The organism is Rhizobium sp. CSW-27 (assembly GCF_018760785.1).
Taxonomy (GTDB): Bacteria; Pseudomonadota; Alphaproteobacteria; order Rhizobiales; family Rhizobiaceae; genus Neorhizobium.
Genome location: NZ_JAHHZO010000014.1, coordinates 57,249 through 78,397, shown reverse-complemented (window position 1 = coordinate 78,397; position 21,149 = coordinate 57,249). Strand labels below are relative to the sequence as shown.

The following is a 21,149-nucleotide window of genomic DNA, read 5'->3' as shown; positions in this document are numbered from 1 at the left end:
GGTTGTGCCTCTCGACTGGGACAAATTGCGCATTTTTCACGCGGCGGCGGAGGCAGGCTCGTTCACCCACGCAGCCGACAAGCTCCACCTGTCCCAGTCGGCGATCAGCCGTCAGGTCAGCGCGCTGGAGCAGGATGTGGGCGTCAAGCTCTTCCACCGTCATGCGCGCGGCCTGATCCTGACGGAACAGGGCGAACTGCTCTATCGCACCGCGCATGACGTGCTGCTGAAGCTCGAAAGCGTGAAGGTGCAGCTGACGGAGACGACGGAGAAGCCGAGCGGCAAGCTGCGCGTCACCACCACCGTCGGGCTCGGCCAGGGCTGGCTGACAGACAAGGTGCAGGAATTCCTGCAGCTTTATCCGGAAATGTCGATCCAGCTCATCCTCGACAACGAGGAGCTGGACGTGAACATGCGCCATGCCGATTGCGCCATCCGCCTGCGCCAGCCGCAGCAATCGGATCTCATCCAGCGCAAGCTGTTCACCGTGCACATGCACGTGTATGCGGCGCCCTCCTATATCAACCGCTTCGGCGAGCCTCAGACGATCGAGGATCTCGACCAGCACCGCATCATCACCTTCGGCGAACCGGCGCCTAACTACCTGCTAGACGTCAACTGGCTGGAATATGCCGGCCGCAACTCGGACAATCCGCGCCTGCCGCATCTGCAGATCAACAGCCAGACCTCGATCAAGCGCGCCTGCCTGCTGGGAATCGGGATCGCCGTGCTGCCGGATTACATCGTGGGGCGCGACCCGGGCCTGATTCAGCTGGCCATCAATGCCGACATTCCGTCCTTCGACACCTATTTCTGCTATCCGGACGAGATGAAGAATGCGGCGAAGCTGAAGGTTTTCCGTGATTTCATTGTGGCCAAGGCCCGCAACTGGAATTTCTGACGCCGCCCGCACATCATGCGGAAAATCGGTTTCTGTAAGTAAATCAATCGCTTGCGAGGGAACGCAAGCGCAGATGGAAGGTTATTGCGCATAGCATTGCGCATCTCGCATAGCTGTGTTGCACAAAAACGGATTGTTCAGTGCACAAGAAAGCACCATATCGCACACAGCTGATGCACATGGTGGCTTTTCCTCCCAGTTCCACCGCAGCAGCTGTTCCCCTCTGGAGGTTATTTGACCTTCACACTTATAAGGGCCCTGGAGCAATCCGGTGGCCCTCTTTTTTTAACCGGCCATTGCCCGTAACTCCTAAAATCCGCTGGTGAAACGGCCCGGACCTCTTGTCTGTCAGCGCCGCGCCACCCATATTGTCGGTAGCTGGCGTCTCCTGGCAACATCCCCTCGTTGCTCTGCGCCGGCTGTTCCCCTCTGGAGGTTTTTCAACCTTCACACTTCAGGCCTCGGGCGTTCCGGGGCCTTTTTTTTGCCCTGCAGCATGGCGGGGTCTTTAAATCGGAAAATTACGATCCACATATCGGCCATGATCGATTTAACTATCGATCTACGAGGGACCGCCGCATGGACAAGACCGAAATTCTGAAAGCGCTCTCGCATCCGGTGCGCGTCGAGTTTCTCGAATGGATGCGGCAGCCGCAGGCGCATTTTTCGTCGCAGGCCCATCCGCTGGACATGGGAATCTGCGCCAACCAGTTCGAGAAGCGCTGCGGCCTCTCCCAGTCGACCGTCTCGGCTCATCTGTCGACGCTGGAGAAGGCGGGCCTGGTGACGACCACCAGAGTTGGCCAGTGGACCTTCTACCAGCGCGACGAAGAGACGATCCGCCGTTTCCTGTCCCATCTCGGGGAGACGCTCTGAGCGCGGATATCCGCCGCGGCATCGCCTCCCCCCCTCCCAAGATACCAACCAAGAGGATATCCCATGCCGACATTGTTCGATGAGGTCACGTTTGGCGATCTGTCGCTGAAAAACCGCGTGGTCATGGCCCCGCTCACCCGCAACCGCTCGCCGAAGGCGATCCCGAACGACCTCAACGTCGTCTATTACGAACAGCGCGCCACGGCCGGACTGATCGTCTCGGAAGGCACGGCCATCACGCAGCAGGGCCAGGGCTATGCCGATGTGCCGGGCCTTTACCTGCCGGAAGCGCTGGCCGGCTGGAAGAAGATTACCGATGCGGTGCATGCTCGCGGCGGCAGGATCGTCGCCCAGCTCTGGCATGTCGGCCGCGTCTCGCATGTCTCGCTGCAGCCGGACGGCCAGGCGCCGGTGGCTCCGTCCGCGATTGCCGCCCGCTCCAAGACCTATATCCTCAACGAGGACGGCACCGGCGGCTTTGCCGAAACCTCCACGCCGCGGGCGCTGGAACTGGCCGAACTGCCCGGCATCGTCGAGGATTTTCGCAAGGCGGCCCGCGGTGCCGTGGATGCCGGCTTTGACGGCGTCGAGATCCACGCCGCCAACGGCTATCTGCTCGACCAGTTCATGAAGGATGGCGCCAACAAGCGCGAGGATGCCTATGGCGGCTCGATCGAGAACCGCATCCGCCTGACGCTCGAAGTGGTCGATGCCATCGTCCGGGAAATCGGCGCCGGCAAGACGGGCATCCGCCTGTCGCCCACCACGCCGGCCAACGATATCAGCGACAGCAATCCGCAGTCCGTGTTCAACGCCGTGGCGGAAGCGCTCGCCTCCCGCAACCTCGCCTTCATCCACGTCATCGAGGGTGCCACCGGCGGTCCGCGCGACCACCAGTATGAAGGCACCAGCTTCGACTATGCCGCCTTCAAGCAGGCCTATCTCGCCGCAGGCGGCAAGGGCGCCTGGATGGTCAACAACGGCTATACGGCAGAAAGCGCTGCCGAAGCCGTGGCCAGCGGCAAGGCGGACCTGGTATCCTTCGGCAAGCCGTTCATCGCCAATCCGGACCTCGTGCGCCGCATCAGGGATGGCGCCGCCTGGAACAGCATCAACCCGCAGACCCTCTATGGCGGCGGTGCGGAAGGCTATACGGACTATCCGGCGCTGGAGGCTGCGGAATAACCGCCGTCACATTCCTCCGACAGAGGCCCGCCACCTGCGGGCCTCTTGCATTTCGGGAGTTCGGCCAGCCGACCCCGGCGCAACGGTCGAAGTCAGGCCGGATGTGGCCCGGCCTTGACCGCCGCTGCCTGCCCTACCTGCTGCGTCCCGCCTGCGGTGTCGGGCAGGCAGCCGAGCGCAAGCAGCGTGGTGCGGACAGCATCCTCCAGCGGCGTGCGCGGTTCGGCGCCGAGCATGGCACGCAGCTTGCCATTGGAGAGGCGCACCGGGCATTGCCAGAGATAGCGCATTTCCCGCAGTTCCCGGAACAAGGGTACGACCGGGCTGGCGAGCATCACCGCCCACCAGGGAAAGCGCCGACGCGAGAGCGGACGGCCGGCAATGCGCTCGATCGCTTCGATCATCTGCAGACCGTCATGGTCCCACACCCCGTCCATGTGAAAGGTTTCGAAGGTGCCGAGGCGGTCCGACATCTCGATCAGACGCACCATGGTTTCGGCGACATCGGGCAGATAGGCCCACTGATGGCCGATCCTGGGCCGGGCAATGAAGCTGACCGACCGGAGCGGTCTGCCGGGCGTCACAAGACCCTGCGCAAACCAGTTGTTGGCGGCTCCCGGCCCGAAGAAATCGCCGGCCCGCACGATGAGGACGGGAACGCCTTCGGCGGCGGCGGCCTGCAGCCGCTGCTCCATCTGCACGCGGATGGCGCCCTTGCGCGTGCGGGGATTTTGCGGCCCCGTTTCCGCAATCAGCGGAAAGCTGTCCGGTCCGTAATTGTAGACGGTGCCGGGCAGCAGAATACGCGCGCCATTGTCGCGAGCAGCCGCAATCGTGTTGTCGAGCATCGGCATCACCAGCCTGTCCCAGTCGCGATAGCCCGGCGGGTTGACCGCATGGACGATGAGGCGCGCGCCTTGCGCCGCAGTGCGAACGGCCTGCGCGTCCATCGCGTCGCCCTGCACCCAGTCGAAGGACGGCGCCTTGCCGGCCGCCTCTGCGGCGTTGCGATTGAGGGCGCGGATACGCCAGCCGGCCTGCAAGAGGCGGCGGGCAACCGAGCCGCCGATGCCGCCGGTGGCGCCCAGGACGAGGGCCAGCGGCCGCTCGATCTGTGGGAATGAAGTCTCGCTCTGCATGACGGCAACTCCTTCTATTGTGCCTTGTGTTTCGCTGGCTGGAGTATCCGCGCAAACGGAGCTATACAAAATTGCCGAAACATGTGGAGCAATCATTCAAAAATGAATGACCCCGACTGGAGCCTCTACCGCACCTTTCTCGCCGTCTGCCGCACCGGTTCGCTGTCGGCTGCGGCGCGGGATCTCGGCCTCACCCAGCCGACGGTCGGCCGCCATGTGGACGAACTGGAACGGCTGCTTCGCCGCACCCTCTTCACCCGCTCGCCGCAGGGACTGATGCCGACGGATGCGGCCGTCGAGATCCGCCCCTATGCGGAAAGCCTTGCCACCACCGCCGCCGCCCTTCTGCGGCAGGTCTCCGGCGGCCTGGAGCGTGTGGAAGGGATCGTCCGGATCACGGCCAGCGATGTCATCGGCATCGAGGTGCTGCCGCCGATCCTGGCGCAGTTGCAGGCGGCGCATCCGGGCCTGGTGGTGGAACTGTCGCTTTCCGATCTGGTGGAGGATCTGCTGCATCGGGAAGCGGATGTCGCGGTGCGCATGACGCGGCCCGTGCAGGATGCGCTGGTGATCCGCGCCGTCGGCGAGATCGAGCTTGGCCTCCATGCGCATCCGGATTACCTGACGCGGGCGGGAACGCCTGAAACATTCGCCGATCTTGCCCGTCATCGCATGATCGGCTTCGACCGGCAGACGGCCTTCGTGCGCATGGCAACCGCCGAGATGCGGCGCCTCAATCCGGGCTTTTCCACCGTGGAGCAGATCGGCTGGCATTATCGCACCGACAACAACCTCGCCCAGCTTGCCGCCATCCGCGCCGGCGCCGGGATCGGCTTCTGCCAGACACGCCTCGCCGAACGGCAACCCCGCCTGCAACGGGTGCTGCCGGACCTGCGCTACCCGCTGCCCACCTGGGTCGCCATGCATGAGGACCTCAAGTCATCGCCGCGCTGCCGCGCCACATTCGATGCACTCGTCGAAGGATTGCAGGATTACATCGGCGGCGGCACCGGAGGCCGGTAGACGGCGGTCGTCTGACGTGGCTATACAGTCAGCATTGGCAACAGCCGGATCGAGGCGTCTCGTGATTCATGCTTTCGCTGCCCGTGCCCTGTGGCCGGCCTTTCTGGTCGGCGGTCTTGTCGGCACCCATTTTGCCTTTCAGTCCTCCACCCCGCTGCTCTGGTTCAACGTGGTCTATCTCTGCGTGGTGGCGCTGATTGCGCTGGCCGAGCGCCTGATGCCCTACGAGAACGACTGGCTGCAGCCGGATGGCGAGACCTTCAACAACGTGGCGCATACCCTGCTGAGCAAGGGCGCGGTACAGCTCTTCGCTGCAATCGGCGCTTCGCTGCCGATGGGCATTGCCAGCGTGCTGCAGCCGCTCACCGCGCCGCATGTCGGTCTGTGGCCCGACCATGCGCCGCTCGCCCTGCAGGTGGTGCTCGGGCTGGTGATCGCGGAATTCGGTCTCTATGCCGCCCACCGCATTGCGCACGAAAACCTGTTCCTCTGGCGCTTCCATGCGCTGCATCACAGCGTCAGCCGGCTGTGGGTGGTCAATGCCGGCCGCTTCCATTTCATCGATTCCGGCTTCAAGATCGCGCTCAGCCAGATCCCGCTCTATCTGCTGGGCGCACCGCTTTCCGTCTTCCTGTGGATCGGCGCGGTCACGGCCTTTGTCGGCCTGCTCACCCACTGCAACATCGCGGTGAAGACGGGCGTTCTGGATTACATCTTCAGCACGCCGCGCCTGCATCGCTGGCACCATTCCAAGATTATCGCCGAGGGCAATACCAATTATGGCGAGAACCTCGTCCTGTGGGACCAGATCTTCGGTACCTATTTCAATCCGCCCCGCGACCCTTCGACCGATATCGGCATTACCGGGCGCGTCTCGCCGCATTTCCTCGGCCAGTTGATTCAACCCTTCTCACGCAAGGGCGCCCGCCAGATCCTCGGAAAGGCGCCGAAGCCGGCCTCCTCCCCGGCGGTCGAGCAGCCGGCCGTCGCCATCGACGAGGCCGCCCCCTCGCCGTGAGGCAACGGCACGGAACCGCAACGAACCGACGCGCGCATCATCTCGTGGCGTTGCCGTTCCTCAGCGTCCTGCGGCACGGGCGGCATAATCCGCATCGTCCACTTCTGCCTCGGGACGGTCGCCGCCATCGCTGTATTCGATGTGCCAGTTGCCGTCGGCATCCTGCCAGCTGATTTCTTCCGGGTCGCCACCCACCTGCTGCTCTGCAGCGGCAATGCGTGCCGCCGCCAGCGCGTCGCCATGGCTCGGAAAGGTTTCGGAATAGACATCGCCCAGCCTGTAGGCCCAGCCGCCATCATGCTGCACCACCTTGTAGATCACCTTGGTCATGATTTCCTCCTGTCTGTCTTTTGGTGTACGACCCGGCCCGCTGACGGAATTCCAAACCACGGAGTTCGGTTCCGTCGGCAGGGCTATCGGCAGAGGCAACGAAGACGGTCGGCGGCAGCGGCACAACGCAGGAACAGGCCGAATGCCGGCTTGATCGCTTCGGGCATCGCCATAGATTGCTCCCACACAGCAGGAGCATCTTCCAAGCATGCCATCACTCGTCCGCCGAGAAAAGTTTCTTCTGATCGCGCTGCTTGTGGCAGGGCTTGCGGCCTTCACGGAGCACGCGATCCTGGACGCCGGCAAGCTTGCGGCGCTCGGCGCCGCCATCCTGCTGATCCTCGTCATCGTGCTCACCTCGACGCGCGTGGCCCATCATGCGGAAGTGCTGGCGCACAAGGTGGGCGATCCCTACGGCACCATGATCCTGACGCTGTCGGCCGTAGCAGTCGAGGTGCTGATCCTCGCCATCCTGATGAACAGCAGCAGTTCTCCGACGCTGGTGCGCGACACGATCTATGCGGCGGTGATGCTGGACATCAACGGCATCCTCGGCCTTGCCGCCCTGCTCGGCGGTTTGCGCCACGGCGAGCAGCCCTACAACGACAATTCCGGCAAGACCTATGGCGTGATGATCCTCACTGCCATGGGCATTTCCATGGTGGTGCCGGAGTTCGTGCCGAAGGATCGCTGGCATTATTATTCCGCCTTCACCATTGCCGCGATGATCGCCCTTTACGGCCTGTTCCTGCGCATGCAGGTGGGACCGCACAGCTACTTCTTTTCCTACAGCTATCCACGGCAGAAAGTGCGGGCCCCTGCGGAGGCACAGACGGCACCGGCCGGCAGCACACCGCAGGAGGGCTCCGCCACCGCCTCCATCGCCATCATCCTGGCCGGCGTGGTGCTGATCGGTCTGCTGGCCGAATTCATGTCGGGCTTCATCAATACCGGACTTGAGGGCAGCGGCGCTCCGCCGGCACTGATGGCGGTGATCGTCGCGGCGATCTCGGCAGCGCCGGAGATCCTGACGGCGCTGCGGGCAGCACTGCGCAACCGCATGCAGTCGGTCGTCAACATCGCCATGGGCGCCTCGCTCTCGACCGTCATCCTGACGGTGCCGGTGATGGAGGCGATCGCGCTCTATACCGGCCAGCCCTTCATCATGGCGATGACACCGGTGCAGACGGTGATGGTGACGATCACCCTGATCGCCGCCGCCATCAACCTCAATGACGGCGAAACCAATGCCATCGAGGGCATGACGCATTTCGTGCTGTTTGCCACCTTCCTGATGCTGACCGTCATCGGGCTCTAATGCGGCGGGCAGCGGCGCGATCACCGCCCGATAAAGCAAACTTGAACGCTGTCCATGCGGCAGGTGGGACAGCGCGGCCCTACATCCATGAACACATGCCTGCGTGCTCCGTCCTTGGCGGTCGCGCGCCATGCCAACCGAACTCCGGGACGAGTTCGCCAATGACCGGGAGAAGATCATGACGCGCCTGCCCCTTGCCCTTGCCAGTTCGCTGCTTGCCGCGACCCTTGCCGTGCCGGCCCTTGCCCAGCAGGCCGGACCGCCAGTCGAACGCAAGCCGCCGAATGCCCCCGACCAGCAGCCGGCCTTTGCCGGCCAGACCCGCGCACCGCAACCGCCGCAGATGCCGAAGATCCGGACGGAAACCGTGGCCGAGCGCCTGCCGCATCTCTGGGCGATGGAATTTCTGCCGGACGGCCGCATGCTGGTAACGGCCAAGCAGGGCGCCATGCACATCCTGTCCCGCGACGGCAAACCAGGCCCTGCCCTTGCCGGCGTGCCGAACGTGCTGGCAATCGGCCAGGGCGGCCTGCTGGACGTGGCGCTGGCACCGGATTATCCGCAATCGGGACGCATCTTCTTTTCCTTCTCCGAACAACGCGGGGACGGAAACGGCACCTCCGTCGCATCCGCCCGCCTGGTGCCGGATGATCGCGGCGGCGGCCGGCTGGAAAACGTCCAGGTAATCTTCCGACAGATGCCGAGTTATGACGGCAACAAGCATTTCGGCTCGCGCCTCGCCTTCGGGCCGGATGGCGCGCTTTATGTGACCGTCGGCGAGCGATCCGACCGCGAACCGCGCGTGCAGGCACAGGATCTTGACAGCGGGCTCGGCAAGATCTTCCGCATCACCCAGCAGGGCGAACCCTTCAAGGGCAATCCCTTCATTGGCCAGAACAATGCGCAGCCGGAGATATGGTCGCTTGGCCACCGCAATCTGCAATCCGCGACCATCGATGGCGAGGGGCGGCTGTGGACAGTGGAACACGGCCCGCGCGGCGGCGACGAGTTGAATCGCCCCGAGGCCGGCAAGAACTATGGCTGGCCGGAGGTGACCTACGGCGTCGAATACAGCGGCGCCCCGGTCGGCCAGGGCATTACCCGCATGGCAAACACCGAACAGCCGGTCTATTACTGGGATCCGGTGATCGCGCCCTCCGGCATGGCCTATTACGACGGCAACGCCATTCCGGAATGGAAAGGCGCCTTCCTCGTCGGCGGCCTCGTCAGCCAGGGCATCGTCGTGCTGCACATGGAGGGCGACCGCGTGAAGTTCGAGGAGCGCGTGCCGCTCGACGCCCGCATCCGTGACGTGAAGGTCGGGCCGGATGGCGCCGTCTACGCCGTCACCGAACAGCGCGGCGGCGGAGGTTCAACTATCATCCGGCTGAGCAAGGCATAATGAAAAGCTCCGGTTCTGGTCCCGCGACGGGTCAGAACCGCAATGCCAGGGGATGGCCGACCAATGCCCGGTCAATCGTGACGAGCTGCAAGCCCTCCACCTGGCACTGCGCAAGCAGAAGCCGGTCGAAGGGATCGCGCGTCGGCGGCTCGGGCTCGGCGGCGGTCAGGACGTGTTCGATGTCGATGCGCAACGTGCGAAAACCGGCAACATTTAGGAAGGAGGGGATTTCACGTAGTGGAAGCTTTGGACTGAGCTTTCCCAGTCGTGACTTGATTGCGATTTCCCAAAAGCTCGCCACGCTGATGAAACAGGCATCTGCAAAGCGGGAGATATAGCGTTCTGCTCTCGGATATTTGACGGCCATATCCCCATCAGCTCCGGCCAGCACAAAATGCGTGTCAAGGAGCAGCTTCACCATCAGGGAAGCGGCCTCAGCAAAAAATCCTCGGGAAGAGGCTCGTCAAAATCGTCGGAGACGAAACCATCGTTACGCACGATGCCTTTAGAACGCAGATAGGCTTCTGCGGCCTCCCAGTCTATGCCCGGTTTCTTCATGTGCGGCACGATGTCGAACACCGGTTTTCCGTCTCGCGTCACGGTCACGGTCTCGCCGTTCTCGACATCCTGCGCGAGTTCGTCAAAACGATCCTGAGCTTCGGCGATGGACACGGTCTTCATGAATGAAAGTCTACGCCCGCGCCGTGAGACCGTCAACAATGGCAGGCAGGACGGCAAAAGGGCCCGCCATCGCTGGCGAGCCCCTTCACACAGAGGACAGACCGATTGCTTACTGGCAATTATTGCAGAAGCGCTGGATGCGGCGGCAGGCCTCTTCCAGCTGGTCTTCCGAGGTCGCGTAGGAGATGCGGAAGTTCGGACCGAGGCCGAAGGCCGAGCCATGCACCACGGCCACACCTTCCGTCTCCAGAAGCTCGGTGACGAAATCCTCATCGGTTTCGATGACCTTGCCCGACGGCGCGGTCTTGCCGATCAGCCCCTTGCAGGACGGGTAGACGTAGAAGGCGCCTTCCGGGTTCGGGCACGAAATACCCTTTGCCTGGTTCAGCATGGAAACGACGAGATCGCGGCGGCCTTCGAAGATCTTCTTGTTCTTCGCCACGAAATCCTGCGGGCCGTTCAGTGCTTCGACGGCCGCCCACTGGGCGATCGAAGAGGCGCCGGAGGTCTGCTGGCCCTGGATCATGTCCATGGCCTTGATCAGCTCCAGGGGACCTGCCGCATAACCGATACGCCAGCCGGTCATCGCATAGGCCTTGGAGACGCCGTTCATCGTCAGCGTGCGGTCATAGAGCTTCGGCTCGACTTCCACCGGCGTTGCGAACTTGAAGTCGCCGAAGGTCAGGTGCTCGTACATGTCGTCCGTCAGCACCCAGACATGCGGATACTTGACGAGAACATCGGTCAGCGCCTTCAGTTCGTCATGGCTGTAGGCCGCACCCGACGGGTTGGAGGGCGAGTTGAACACGAACCACTTCGTCTTCGGGGTGATTGCCTTTTCGAGGTCGGCCGGCTGGAGCTTGAAGTTGTTCTCCTGCGTGGTCGCGACGAAAACCGGCGTGCCGCCGCACAGCGATACCATTTCCGGATAGGACACCCAGTAAGGGGCCGGAATGATCACTTCATCGCCGGCGTTCAGCGTCGCCATGAAGGCGTTGAACAGGATCTGCTTGCCGCCGGTGCCGACGATCGTCTGGGCCGGCGTATAGTCGAGACCGTTCTCGCGCTTGAACTTCTTGGCAATCGCCTCGCGCAGCTGCGGAATGCCGGAGACCGGCGTGTACTTCGTCTCGCCGCGATTGATCGCATCGATGGCTGCCTGTTTCACATTGTCCGGCGTGTCGAAATCCGGCTCGCCGGCACCCAGCCCGATCACGTCACGGCCCTTGGCTTTCAGTTCGCGGGCTTTCTGCGAAACGGCAATGGTGGCGGACGGCTTTACGCGGGAAAGTGCATCGGCAAGAAAGGCCATGATGTTGAGATCCTGAAGCTGTTGAAAACGGCAGGTCCGTTCGGCACTACCGAAGGGTTCTATGTCGAAGAAAGCCGCCTGATTCAAGGCCGAAAAGCCGGTCGCGCCGCTGATTCTTGTCCAGATTGCGCGCCGGAAAAAACGCCGCGCAATCCGCCGTTTGGCCTCCCGGCACAGCATGGAATGTTAACGCCTTGATTCTGCCACAACAAATGTCAGCGACTGCCCCAATCCGGTCCTTGTCCAGTCGCTTTCGCAGGCTCTTCTCATGGTCATTGATCGAGCACGAGAGGAATTGCACCATGTTTCTGGATGACGAGGAAGCCACCACACGGCTTCGGATCCGCAGATTGAGCAGCAGCATCTGGATCGCCGCTGCGGCCCTGGCGGCCTGCGTGGTGATGATGCTGGCGCTGGTGGAAACGGCGCAGGCGGGCGAACTGCCGACGCTTTCGGAAGTCGTCGTGCCGCAGCTTCTCTTCAGCCCCGGCCCCGCCGGTGACCAGCGCATCCTGTTCGGCGCGCTGACCCTTGTCTTCACCCTGGCTGCCGCCGGCCTGTGGCGGCTCAGCTTTCGCGACCTGCCGCCGAAGGTTCGCGACCGCAACGAGGACGGGCAGATCCACCGGTTCTGATCCGGCACCTCGCGCGGCAGGCGACCACCGGCTCGACGGTCGCCCGCTTCGCATGACCCGCGGATGCCGTGCTCTTGATGCGGCAGCCGCCCCCTGATAGGGAGCCCGGGCAGGCCGACGCGCCACCCTCCCCTTCAGGACCGATCCATGACACGCATGCAGGCGAATCTCGTTCTTCTTCTGGCCGCCGCCATCTGGGGTGGCGGCTTCGTCGCCCAGTCGGTCGCCATGGACAAGATCGGCCCCTTCTGGTTCGTCGGCCTTCGCTTTGCCATTGCCGCCCTTGCGGTGCTTCCCTTCGCCCTGCGGGAAGAAAAGCGCATCGGCTCGCGCCCGACGTCGCGGCAGATGGCAGGCTTCGTTCTCGTCGGCACCGCCCTGTTCGGCGGCGCGATTACCCAGCAGATCGGCCTCGTTACCACCACGGTCACCAATTCCAGCTTCCTCACCGGGCTCTATGTCGTCTTCGTACCGGTGATCTCGATCCTGCTGTTCCGGCGCTTTCCGCACTGGATCATCTGGCCGGTCGCGGTGATGGCGCTTGGCGGCATCTTCCTGCTCAGTGGCGGCAACCTGCAGCAGATCTCCACCGGCGACCTGTGGAGCATCCTGTGCGCCGCCTTCTGGGGGCTGCAGATTGTGCTGGCCGGCCAGTTCGTCGGCAGCTCCGGGCGCCCCCTGGCCCTCTCGGCCACGCAGTTTGCCACCTGCGCGGTTCTCGCCATGGCGCTCGGTCTGGTGCTGGAACCCTTCTCGCTGGCCGCCGTCTTCGATTCGATGGCGGAGATCCTCTATGTCGGCCTCATCTCCTCCGGGCTCGCCTTCGTGCTGCAGGTCATCGGCCAGCGCTATACGACCGCGCCGCAGGCTGCCATCTTCCTCTCCTCGGAAGCTCTGTTCGGCGCCTTTTTCGGTGCATTGCTGCTCGGCGAGACACTTCCCGCGGTCGGTTATGCCGGCTGCGCGCTGATTTTTGCCGCCATGCTGGTGGTGGAACTCGTGCCGGAACTGTTGAAGCGACGCGGCGAACTGCGTCCGGCGGATTGACGTGGAGGCAGAAAAGGCGTTTCCTTGCCTTTCATCCCGCCTTCGACTGCACAAGAAAACGCCACGTCCGTCAAACCGCTTGCAAAAACCCTGGCTTTCAGGGGGAATGCAAGCGTCGATTGGTGTTGCCTATTCGCGTCAGAAAACTTTTTCTTGCCAATTTACGATAAACACAGCACTCTGTGGCTGTTCGGGCAATTTGCGAGCATGGGAAGAGCTATAATGAAGCGATCCGGAAGCGCCAACACTTCCGGGCGGGGGATGCGGTAAGGATGACATCAAGTCCTGATCTCTTTTCCTGCGGTAAGACGGGCCCCTTTCCTCCATTTCCGAAATGCCTGCCGCCTGCCCCTTGTGGGCAATATCGTGATGCTGTCCGCCGCTGAACACGGACAGAGGAAAAAGGACCTGATGCATGGCCGAAACTGGCACTGTAAAATTCTTCAACACGGACAAAGGCTTCGGCTTTATCAAGCCCGACAAGGGCGGAGCTGATATCTTCGTTCACATCTCCGCCGTCCAGGCTTCCGGCCTGTCCGGCCTGACGGAAAACCAGAAAGTAAGCTTCGACACGGAACCGGATCGTCGCGGCAAGGGCCCCAAGGCAGTCAATCTGCAGATCGCCGGCTGAGCCTGATCACCGCTTTCATTTCGAGTTGAAGCCCGGCAGTCATGCCGGGTTTTTTTGTGCCTGCAACCTTCTCGCGACACCGCCCGGGTGGGCGGGGTCGGGGTCGCTGGACGGATGGCTTTTGCGGTCTCACAGGCCCCGCAGAAACGGATTTTCCCGCCGCTCGTCGCCGATCCGGCTGCCGGGGCCGTGGCCGCAGAGAAAGCCCACATCGTCGCCCAGCGGCAGAACCTTGTCGCGAATGCTGTCGAGCAGTTGCTGGTGGTTGCCGCCCGGCAGATCCGTGCGGCCGATCGAGCGATTGAACAGCACGTCGCCCATGATCACGAAGCGCATCTCGCGGTTGAAGAAGATCACATGACCCGGCGCATGGCCCGGGCAATGCAACACCTCGAAACGGTGCGTGCCGAAGGAGACGACATCTCCCTCCTGCAGCCAGCGGTCCGGGGTCAGCTTGCGGGCCGGCAGATCGAAGCCGAGGGCAGCGGCGCGTGTGTCGAGAATGTCGAGCAGCGGCTTGTCGGCCTCGTGCGGGCCAATCACCGGTGCGCCGAGGCGCTCGCGCAACTCGTCCGCGCCGCCGGCATGGTCGATATGGCCATGCGTGATCCAGATTTCCTTCACCGTCACGCCCTGCCCGCCAACGGCCTCGACGATGCGATCCACATCACCGCCCGGATCGACGATGACGCCCTCCTTCGTCTCGCTGTCGAAAAGCAGCGTGCAGTTCTGCTGGAAGAGCGTGACCGGAATGATACCCGCTTGGAGCTGACCCATGATGCCTCGCGTGATGACAGAAACGATCCCCCTATAACGCCCCTGCCGCTCGGTCGCAGCAAAAATCAGTCGGAGACAAAGTAACGCCCCTCTGCGGCAACGGTTGGTGCCATGGAGGCACAGGCGAGAAGCACGGCCGCCACCGCAAGCTTCACGGCAAGGACCGTGACCAGCACCGGTCGCAAGGGGTGTGCGGGGCAGGCAGCGTGCAGGCGTTGCTGCGCCGGCGCCAGTTCGCCGGACGTTGCCAGGCTCATGTTATCTCTCCTGTTTGACTGACCTCGCAACGGGTTTGACCGGCAAAAGGTTCCGACACGCGCAAGGCGGGGAATGAACAGGGCAGCGGCCGGGAAACTCGCCCGTTCCGCGCCCGCGCCTCCATCGCCCGGCAAGCTTCGCAGCGCATGGTTTGGCAGGGGACGACGAACCGGCTTGCGGCACAATCCGGTTGATTGTTGACACGCTTCACGCTTTATCAGTGACTTCGTGAAATCTGTCGTTCGGACCCAAAGCCGGCCGAACGGCGCGCCCGGACCGGCCGAACGGCCACCGGGCAGCGCGAAGGCTCGAAAGGAATGACTGGTGCCCTCGGGATCGACCGCCAAAGCCGTCAAGAAGACGCTTCCGCCGATGCCTGCCGTGGATGAAGGCAAGATCGACTTCGAGACGATCGAACTCTTCTTCTTCGCCTATCGCGACTTCATTTCCGATCCGGATGCCATTCTTGCCAAGATCGGCATGGGACGCGCGCATCACCGCGTCGTCTATTTCGTCTGCCGCCATCCGGGCATGATGGTGACCGACCTTCTGGACACGCTGCAGATCACCAAGCAGAGCCTGGCGCGGGTGCTCAAGCAGCTGATCGACAGCGGCTATGTTCGCCAGATGGCCGGCGCCAAGGATCGCCGCCAGCGCCGCCTTTACCCGACACTGGCAGGCCGCGAACTGGCGCTTGCCCTTTCCGAGCCGCAATCGGACCGCATATCCAGGGCAATGCAGGAGCTGACGCAGGACCAGCGCGACGGGGTGATCGCCTTCCTGCGGGCCATGCGTGGACGGGCCGAGGGGCTGGAGGCCCCCGAAAACGAGGTGGACTGACATGGGGACCAATCCTGTTTCGCTTTCCGATGATGCCGCGCATCTCCTGGTGGTGGACGACGATACGCGCATTCGCGCCCTTTTGCGCCGCTACCTCAGCGAGCAGGGTTTCCGCGTCACCATTGCCGGCGATGCGGCCGAGGCGCGGCGCAAGCTGGAGGGATTGGACTTCGACCTGATCATCCTCGACGTGATGATGCCGGGCGAGACAGGCATCTCGCTGACGCAATCGCTGCGCGACAAGCGCCGCATCCCGATCATCCTGCTGACCGCCCGGGCGGAAGCCGATGCGCGCATCGAGGGGCTGGAGGCAGGCGCGGACGACTATCTGCCGAAGCCATTCGATCCGCGCGAACTGGTGCTGCGCATCAACAACATCCTGCGCCGAAATGCAAATCCGGACACGCCGAAGATCGACCAGATCATGTTCGGCCCCTTCACCTTCTCCATCGCGCGAAAGGAGCTGCGCCGGGCCGCCGAAACCATCCGGCTGACCGACCGCGAGCAGGACATCATGCTGCTGTTTGCGCTGCGGGCCGGCGATACCATTCCCCGCCATGAGCTTATCGGCGACGATGCCGAGGTGGGCGAGCGCACCATCGACGTGCAGATCAACCGCCTGCGCCGCAAGATCGAGGACGACCCGGCCAACCCTGTCTACCTGCAGACGGTGCGTGGCGTCGGCTATCGTCTCAGCATAGATTGAGGCAGCTGCCTGACGGGCCGGCGGACGAAGGCGTTTTGCGCAACACCGTGCAGCGGTGCTGCGGGCAGGACGCGCGCAGGAAACAGGGAGATCAAGCGTGCAAGGCGAACCGGGCGGTTGGCGGCACGCTTCGAGCCGGAAGGACGGGCATGAAGGGCGTGGCAGACAAGGCCAGAGCGCAGGCGGACACCATCCGCGACCGGCTGCAGCAGGCGCTGGCGGTGCTGCGCCGTCAGCCGGTGCGGCTGCAGCCGCCGGGTTGGGCCGCCCTCGGCCGCTGGCTGAAACGCCGCATGCCGAGCGGCCTCTACATGCGCTCGGTGCTGATCGTCATCATTCCGATGCTGCTGCTGCAGAGCGTGGTGGCGGCCGTGTTCATGGAACGGCACTGGCGCCTCGTCACCGAGCGGCTGTCGCAGGCCGTGACGCGTGACATCGCCGCGATCATCGAGCTTATCCGCACCTATCCCGATCCCACCGACGATTATAGCGCGATCACGCGGATCGCCCGCGACCAGCTGTCGCTCAACATTTCCATCGATCCGGATGCGCAGCTGCCGCCGCCGCGGCCAAAGCCGTTCTTCTCGATCCTGGACGACATTCTCGCCGACCAGATCAACCAGCAGATCCGCCTGCCCTTCTGGATCGACACGGTGGGCGACAGCCGGCTGGTGGAAATCCGCATCCAGCTGGGCGACAAGGTGCTGCGCGTCTTCACAGTGCGCAACCAGACCTATGCATCGAACACCCATATCTTCCTTGTCTGGATGGTCGGCACCTCGCTGCTGCTGATCGGCATTTCCATCCTGTTCCTGCGCGGACAGATCCGGCCGATCCTGGCGCTTGCCGATGCGGCGGAAAGCTTCGGCAAGGGCCAGAAGATGCCGGCCCCCTTCGTGCCGCGCGGCGCCGACGAGATCCGCCGCGCCGGCATCGCCTTCATCCAGATGCGCGAGCGCATCGAGCGGCAGATGGAACAGCGCACGGCAATGCTCACCGGCATCAGCCACGACCTGCGCACCATTCTCACCCGCTTCAAGCTGCAGCTGGCGCTCGCCGGCGACAATCCCGATCTCGCCGGCATGGGCACCGATGTCGACGACATGCAGAGCATGCTCGAGGGCTATCTCGCCTTTGCCCGCAGCGAAGCGGCCGAGGATTTCGGCGAAATGCGCCTCAGCGACCTGCTGGAGAAGATGAAGGCGGATTTTTCACTGCACGGCAAGAACATGACCTACCGCATCGACGGCGAGGACCGGATCGCGGTGCGCCCCGGCGCCTTCCAGCGACTGGTCGGCAATCTCGCCTCCAACAGCCGCCGCTATGCAAACAGCCTGCATGTCGAGGCGCGCCATAACGCCAAATGGCTGACGCTGGTGTTCGACGACGACGGGCCAGGCATTCCGGAGGTCTCGCGCGAGGATGTATTCAAGCCCTTCTACCGGCTGGACGAAGCGCGCAATCTCGATGCCTCCGGCACCGGCCTTGGCCTCGCCATCGCCCGCGACATCGCCCGCGCGCATGGCGGCAACGTCACGCTGGGCGACAGCCCGATGGGCGGCCTCAGGGCAACCGTGCGCGTGCCGGCCTGAGAAAGCCCGGCCGGGCGCCTTGCCTCACATCATCTTCATGCCGTTGGGAACCGGTCGTTCGACGCCGGCCAGCACAATGGCACCATTCTCATCGGCAAAGCCGAGCGTGAGGACTTCCGACCGCACGGGTCCGATCTGACGGGGCGGAAAATTGACGACGCCGAGCACCTGGCGCCCGATGAGCGTTTCCGGCGTGTAGTGCACGGTGATCTGCGCGGACGAACGCTTCACGCCGATCTCCGGACCGAAGTCTATGCGCAGCTTGTAGGCCGGCTTTCGCGCCTCCGGGAAGGGCTCGGCCTCAATGATGGTGCCGACGCGGATGTCGACCTTCTCGAAATCGTTCCAGCTGATCTCGTCGGCCATAGGCCCTGCTCCCTGACGGCGTCCTGTCTTCAGCGTCCCAGTTCTTCGGCCCGCTTGCGGGCGGCGGCAAGTGCTGCGTCGAACAGCGGCTGCATGCCGTCATCGGCCATCAGCACCGAAAGGGCTGCCGCCGTCGTGCCGCCGGGGGACGTGACGTTCTGGCGAAGGCGTGAGGCCTCGTCGCCGGACCGGAAGAGAAGCTCGCCGGCACCGGCTACGGTCTCGCGCGCCAGCCGCATGGCAAGATCGGCCGGAAGTCCGAGCTTGCGCCCCGCTTCCGCCATGCATTCCACCAGATAGAACACGTAGGCCGGGCCGCTGCCGGACAGCGCGGTGACGGCATCGATATCGCTTTCGGCGGCCACCCATTCGACCGGGCCGCTGACCTTCAGGAGATCGTGCACCGCAGCCCGCTGCGCGTCGCTGACCAATCCGTTGGCATGGGCACCGGTGACGCCGCGGCCGATCATTGCCGGTGTATTCGGCATGGCGCGCACCATGGCGGCCTTGCCCAGATGGTTTTCAAGGAAGCCGAGCGTCTTGCCGGCGGCAACCGAGACCACCACCGTTCCAGACCCGACGAGAGGCTTCAGCGGCGGCAGAACGGCCTCCATCACCTGCGGCTTGACGGCGAGAAACAGGATCGCGGCCTCAACACCGGCAGGAGCCGCGGTCTCGTGGCGTGCGCCCGCAGCGGCCAGCATTTCCTGCATTGCCTCGGACGGCGACGGATCGACCACCAGAATGGATGAGCCCGGCAAGCCGCTTTTCAGCCAGCCGGACAGCATGGCGCCGCCCATGTTGCCGGCGCCGACAAGCACCACCGGTCCAGAAGCAGTCGCAGACATCAGCACTCTCCAACGGTCTCGAACAGAACCGCATCCATGGCGGCCTTCGCCTCCATGCCGGACCATACGACGAACTGGAAGGCCTGATAATAGGTCTCGCAGGCTTCAAGCGCGCTCGACAGCAGCACCTCCACCTGCTGGTTGGTCGGCTCGGCCCCGCCGGCCAGCAGCAGCGACTGGCGGAAGATCACCACATCCTCCTGGCGCCACAGGTCGAAATGGCCCATCAGCACCTGGCCATTGACATGGGACAAGAGGCGGATGACCTCGTTGACGCGCGGTTCGGGCACCTTGATGTCGAAGGCGCAGGCCAGATGCAGCGCCTCGAACTCCTCCATCCAGGAGAAGGAGACGTGATAATCCGCCCAGTGACCGGCGACGGTCATGGCGATCTCATCCTCTCCGGACCGCTCGAAGGTCCAGTCATTGGACGCAGCGACGAATTCGATCATGTCGACCGGATTCGACTGGCGTTCCATCTGTATTTCCATGAGGCTCATGCGGCACCCTCTAAACCGGAATGGAAGCGACATTCGTGTTAACGAAAAACACACCAACGCACGCGTACTCACCGGATATCCAACCCCTCGATGATTCCCTGCGACGCCCAGTCCAGCACGCTCATCCTGTGTGAACCTGTCCGGCGGCCGTTTCGAATCATCATTTAAAATCAGTGTATAGGCCCGGAGTCCCAGCACCAGCCCCTGCCCCTCGTTTTTGCGGGGACGACTCAGGTTTGCGCTTCGCCCGCGGCCTCAGCCGCAGCGATTAACCGACTCTGTCTGAAGCGTTTTTCGACTGTGTCCACAGGCTGCGATTTTGTTGGGCAAACAACCGCGGAAACTTGCGTCAAGACAAAAAAAGAGCGGCCCCCGTTATCCAGAGACCGCAGCAAGATGTTCAAGATGATCAGGTGGCAGGCCGGGCGCGTTACTCGGCGCCACCGGCAAGCTTTGCTTCGAGCGCTTCAAGGCGTGCCTTCAGCGCATCGTTTTCATCGCGCGCCTTGATCGCCATCTCGCGAACGACCTCGAATTCCTCGCGGCGCACGAGATCCATGCTGTTGAGGAAACGCTCGGCCTGGGCCTGAAAGGCGGTTTCAACCTCGCGACGCATGCCCTGGGCCGCACCGGCGGCATCCGTCATCAGGCGCGCGAATTCATCCATCATGCGGTTCGGTCCGGTCGACATGACCCTCATCTCCCGTTGGCTGCGCCGGCAAGGCGGCGGTCGGTCTCATTGCCTGCGTGGAGGTAGGGTCTGATGCGGGCCGTTGCAAGGAGAATCGCCGATCCGGCCCAAAATCCCGCCAATTCCTTGAGGATCATCATGAAACACGGGAGATGGGTCTTGACCCGGACATGGGCTGAAGCCATGTTCCCGCCCAAACGCGGCACGTGGCCAGGGTACGTCACACTTGTATTCACCAGCATCATTCCTCGCCATTCTGCCATTTCCCAACATTGATCCAATCGCCCTTTCCATCGGGCCTCTGGCGATCCACTGGTATGGGCTCGCCTATGTTGCGGGCATCATGCTCGGCTGGCTCTATGCCCGCAGCCTGCTTGCCCGTCCGAACCTGTGGCCCGGCGGCACGCCGCCGACGAGCCGCGAGAAGCTGGACGATTTCCTCGTCTGGGCCGCAGCCGGCATCGTGCTCGGCGGACGCATCGGCTATGTGCTGTTCTATGATCTGGCGGCAGTGCTTGAGAATCCTGTCCGCGCCATAGAGATCTGGAACGGCGGCATGTCCTTTCACGGCGGCCTGACGGGCACGACCATCACGATGATCCTGTTTGCCCGCCGCAACAACATCCGCGTCTGGAGCCTGTTCGACCTCGTGGCGGCCGTCGCGCCGTTCGGCCTGTTCTTCGGCCGCATTGCCAATTTCATCAATGGCGAACTCTGGGGCCGCATCACCGATGTGCCCTGGGCGATCGTGTTTCCCACCGGCGGCCCGTTTGCCCGTCATCCGAGCCAGCTTTATGAAGCGGCTCTGGAGGGAATCGTGCTATGGATCGCGCTGAGGGTTGCAACCCATGGCTTCAGGTCGCTGCACAAGCCCGGCGTGGTGTCGGGTATCTTCGTGTGCGGCTACGCCCTGTCGCGCATCTTCGTGGAATTCTTCCGCGAGCCGGATGCGCAGCTTGGCTATCTGGCCTTCGGCTGGCTGACCATGGGCATGGTCCTGTCACTGCCGATGCTGCTGATCGGACTGTGGGCCATCTGGCGCGGCCGTCGCGCCGCTGCCGCCAATTGACGCG

The 21,149-nt window shown here is 63.5% G+C and carries 25 protein-coding genes; 14 read left to right on the top strand and 11 right to left on the bottom strand.

All coding sequences use genetic code 11. The features are described from left to right. Window positions 1–4: 4 nt before the first annotated feature. The 3 genes from KLP42_RS21685 (at window position 5) to KLP42_RS21675 (ending at window position 2,962) form a co-directional block, all read left to right on the top strand. Complete coding sequence (locus tag KLP42_RS21685; RefSeq protein ID WP_353844909.1) at window positions 5–901, top strand: LysR family transcriptional regulator VtlR; 897 nt, start codon at window positions 5–7, stop codon at window positions 899–901. 579 nt (window positions 902–1,480) lie between these two features. Next, window positions 1,481–1,777: an ArsR/SmtB family transcription factor gene (locus KLP42_RS21680; RefSeq protein WP_215569379.1), complete on the top strand. Its 297-nt coding sequence runs from the start codon at window positions 1,481–1,483 to the stop codon at window positions 1,775–1,777. Window positions 1,778–1,840: 63 nt separating this feature from the next. Beyond that, the gene (locus tag KLP42_RS21675; protein ID WP_215569377.1) at window positions 1,841–2,962 is read left to right on the top strand and encodes an alkene reductase; all 1,122 of its coding nucleotides are present in this window, start codon (window positions 1,841–1,843) and stop codon (window positions 2,960–2,962) included. Window positions 2,963–3,054: 92 nt separating this feature from the next. On the opposite strand, the gene KLP42_RS21670 is transcribed toward KLP42_RS21675, so the two are convergent. Next, complete coding sequence (locus KLP42_RS21670; protein WP_215569375.1) at window positions 3,055–4,101, bottom strand: NAD-dependent epimerase/dehydratase family protein; 1,047 nt, start codon at window positions 4,099–4,101, stop codon at window positions 3,055–3,057. 102 nt (window positions 4,102–4,203) lie between these two features. On the opposite strand from KLP42_RS21670, the gene KLP42_RS21665 reads away from it, so the two are divergent. Both KLP42_RS21665 and olsE read left to right on the top strand, forming a co-directional pair. Continuing rightward, window positions 4,204–5,124, top strand: coding sequence for a LysR family transcriptional regulator (locus KLP42_RS21665; RefSeq protein ID WP_215569368.1), 921 nt, complete (start codon window positions 4,204–4,206; stop codon window positions 5,122–5,124). 61 nt (window positions 5,125–5,185) lie between these two features. Then, complete coding sequence (gene olsE, locus KLP42_RS21660; protein WP_353844907.1) at window positions 5,186–6,142, top strand: ornithine lipid hydroxylase OlsE; 957 nt, start codon at window positions 5,186–5,188, stop codon at window positions 6,140–6,142. Window positions 6,143–6,202: 60 nt separating this feature from the next. Here olsE and KLP42_RS21655 read toward each other — a convergent pair whose 3' ends face one another. Then, complete coding sequence (locus tag KLP42_RS21655) at window positions 6,203–6,472, bottom strand: DUF2188 domain-containing protein (RefSeq protein ID WP_215569359.1); 270 nt, start codon at window positions 6,470–6,472, stop codon at window positions 6,203–6,205. Window positions 6,473–6,680: 208 nt separating this feature from the next. Here KLP42_RS21655 and KLP42_RS21650 point away from each other — a divergent pair, with 208 nt between their 5' ends. Next, complete coding sequence (locus KLP42_RS21650; RefSeq protein WP_215569357.1) at window positions 6,681–7,790, top strand: calcium:cation antiporter; 1,110 nt, start codon at window positions 6,681–6,683, stop codon at window positions 7,788–7,790. Window positions 7,791–7,968: 178 nt separating this feature from the next. Then, window positions 7,969–9,192: a PQQ-dependent sugar dehydrogenase gene (locus tag KLP42_RS21645; RefSeq protein ID WP_215569466.1), complete on the top strand. Its 1,224-nt coding sequence runs from the start codon at window positions 7,969–7,971 to the stop codon at window positions 9,190–9,192. Window positions 9,193–9,223: 31 nt separating this feature from the next. Here the strand turns inward: KLP42_RS21645 and KLP42_RS21640 are convergent, their stop codons facing one another. From KLP42_RS21640 to KLP42_RS21630, 3 genes are all read right to left on the bottom strand, one after another. Beyond that, window positions 9,224–9,616 (bottom strand): type II toxin-antitoxin system VapC family toxin, encoded by a 393-nt coding sequence (locus KLP42_RS21640; RefSeq protein WP_252193167.1) that lies wholly within the window; start codon window positions 9,614–9,616, stop codon window positions 9,224–9,226. Further along, window positions 9,613–9,873 (bottom strand): type II toxin-antitoxin system Phd/YefM family antitoxin, encoded by a 261-nt coding sequence (locus tag KLP42_RS21635; protein ID WP_215569354.1) that lies wholly within the window; start codon window positions 9,871–9,873, stop codon window positions 9,613–9,615. The genes KLP42_RS21640 and KLP42_RS21635 overlap by 4 nt, the downstream gene beginning before the upstream one ends. 109 nt (window positions 9,874–9,982) lie before the next feature. Next, window positions 9,983–11,185: a pyridoxal phosphate-dependent aminotransferase gene (locus KLP42_RS21630; protein ID WP_215569352.1), complete on the bottom strand. Its 1,203-nt coding sequence runs from the start codon at window positions 11,183–11,185 to the stop codon at window positions 9,983–9,985. A gap of 302 nt (window positions 11,186–11,487) precedes the next feature. Here KLP42_RS21630 and KLP42_RS21625 point away from each other — a divergent pair, with 302 nt between their 5' ends. The 3 genes from KLP42_RS21625 (at window position 11,488) to KLP42_RS21615 (ending at window position 13,498) form a co-directional block, all read left to right on the top strand. Further along, entirely contained in the window at window positions 11,488–11,820 is a 333-nt protein-coding gene (locus tag KLP42_RS21625) for a hypothetical protein (RefSeq protein WP_215569350.1), read from the top strand. A 147-nt stretch (window positions 11,821–11,967) separates the two neighbouring features. Further along, the gene (locus KLP42_RS21620) at window positions 11,968–12,867 is read left to right on the top strand and encodes a DMT family transporter (RefSeq protein ID WP_215569348.1); all 900 of its coding nucleotides are present in this window, start codon (window positions 11,968–11,970) and stop codon (window positions 12,865–12,867) included. A 415-nt stretch (window positions 12,868–13,282) separates the two neighbouring features. Then, window positions 13,283–13,498, top strand: coding sequence for a cold-shock protein (locus KLP42_RS21615; RefSeq protein ID WP_143125795.1), 216 nt, complete (start codon window positions 13,283–13,285; stop codon window positions 13,496–13,498). A 129-nt stretch (window positions 13,499–13,627) separates the two neighbouring features. On the opposite strand, the gene KLP42_RS21610 is transcribed toward KLP42_RS21615, so the two are convergent. Together KLP42_RS21610 and KLP42_RS21605 are read right to left on the bottom strand one after the other, a co-directional pair. Then, window positions 13,628–14,275, bottom strand: a complete 648-nt coding sequence (locus tag KLP42_RS21610; RefSeq protein ID WP_215569346.1) for an MBL fold metallo-hydrolase — start codon at window positions 14,273–14,275, stop codon at window positions 13,628–13,630. A 65-nt stretch (window positions 14,276–14,340) separates the two neighbouring features. Continuing rightward, complete coding sequence (locus KLP42_RS21605; RefSeq protein ID WP_215569344.1) at window positions 14,341–14,532, bottom strand: hypothetical protein; 192 nt, start codon at window positions 14,530–14,532, stop codon at window positions 14,341–14,343. A gap of 373 nt (window positions 14,533–14,905) precedes the next feature. Between KLP42_RS21605 and KLP42_RS21600 the strand changes: the two genes are divergently transcribed. From KLP42_RS21600 to KLP42_RS21590, 3 genes are all read left to right on the top strand, one after another. Further along, window positions 14,906–15,373, top strand: a complete 468-nt coding sequence (locus KLP42_RS21600; protein ID WP_215569463.1) for a MarR family winged helix-turn-helix transcriptional regulator — start codon at window positions 14,906–14,908, stop codon at window positions 15,371–15,373. A gap of 1 nt (window position 15,374) precedes the next feature. Further along, a complete protein-coding gene (locus KLP42_RS21595; protein ID WP_215569342.1) occupies window positions 15,375–16,079 on the top strand; it encodes a response regulator in 705 nt (234 codons plus the stop codon). A 293-nt stretch (window positions 16,080–16,372) separates the two neighbouring features. Beyond that, the gene (locus tag KLP42_RS21590; protein WP_252193166.1) at window positions 16,373–17,671 is read left to right on the top strand and encodes an ATP-binding protein; all 1,299 of its coding nucleotides are present in this window, start codon (window positions 16,373–16,375) and stop codon (window positions 17,669–17,671) included. A gap of 24 nt (window positions 17,672–17,695) precedes the next feature. Here KLP42_RS21590 and KLP42_RS21585 read toward each other — a convergent pair whose 3' ends face one another. The 4 genes from KLP42_RS21585 to KLP42_RS21570 all read right to left on the bottom strand — a co-directional run bounded on the left by KLP42_RS21585 (window position 17,696) and on the right by KLP42_RS21570 (window position 20,076). Next, the gene (locus KLP42_RS21585) at window positions 17,696–18,037 is read right to left on the bottom strand and encodes a tRNA-binding protein (RefSeq protein WP_215569337.1); all 342 of its coding nucleotides are present in this window, start codon (window positions 18,035–18,037) and stop codon (window positions 17,696–17,698) included. Window positions 18,038–18,066: 29 nt separating this feature from the next. After that, window positions 18,067–18,885: a pyrroline-5-carboxylate reductase gene (proC, locus tag KLP42_RS21580; protein ID WP_215569335.1), complete on the bottom strand. Its 819-nt coding sequence runs from the start codon at window positions 18,883–18,885 to the stop codon at window positions 18,067–18,069. After that, on the bottom strand, window positions 18,885–19,385 hold the full coding sequence (locus KLP42_RS21575; RefSeq protein ID WP_215569333.1) for a type III secretion system chaperone family protein: 501 nt from the start codon (window positions 19,383–19,385) through the stop codon (window positions 18,885–18,887). The genes proC and KLP42_RS21575 overlap by 1 nt, the downstream gene beginning before the upstream one ends. 430 nt (window positions 19,386–19,815) lie before the next feature. Beyond that, window positions 19,816–20,076, bottom strand: a complete 261-nt coding sequence (locus KLP42_RS21570) for an accessory factor UbiK family protein (RefSeq protein WP_215569331.1) — start codon at window positions 20,074–20,076, stop codon at window positions 19,816–19,818. Window positions 20,077–20,302: 226 nt separating this feature from the next. On the opposite strand from KLP42_RS21570, the gene lgt reads away from it, so the two are divergent. After that, window positions 20,303–21,145, top strand: coding sequence for a prolipoprotein diacylglyceryl transferase (gene lgt, locus KLP42_RS21565; RefSeq protein ID WP_215569329.1), 843 nt, complete (start codon window positions 20,303–20,305; stop codon window positions 21,143–21,145). The last annotated feature ends 4 nt before the right edge of the window (window positions 21,146–21,149 follow it).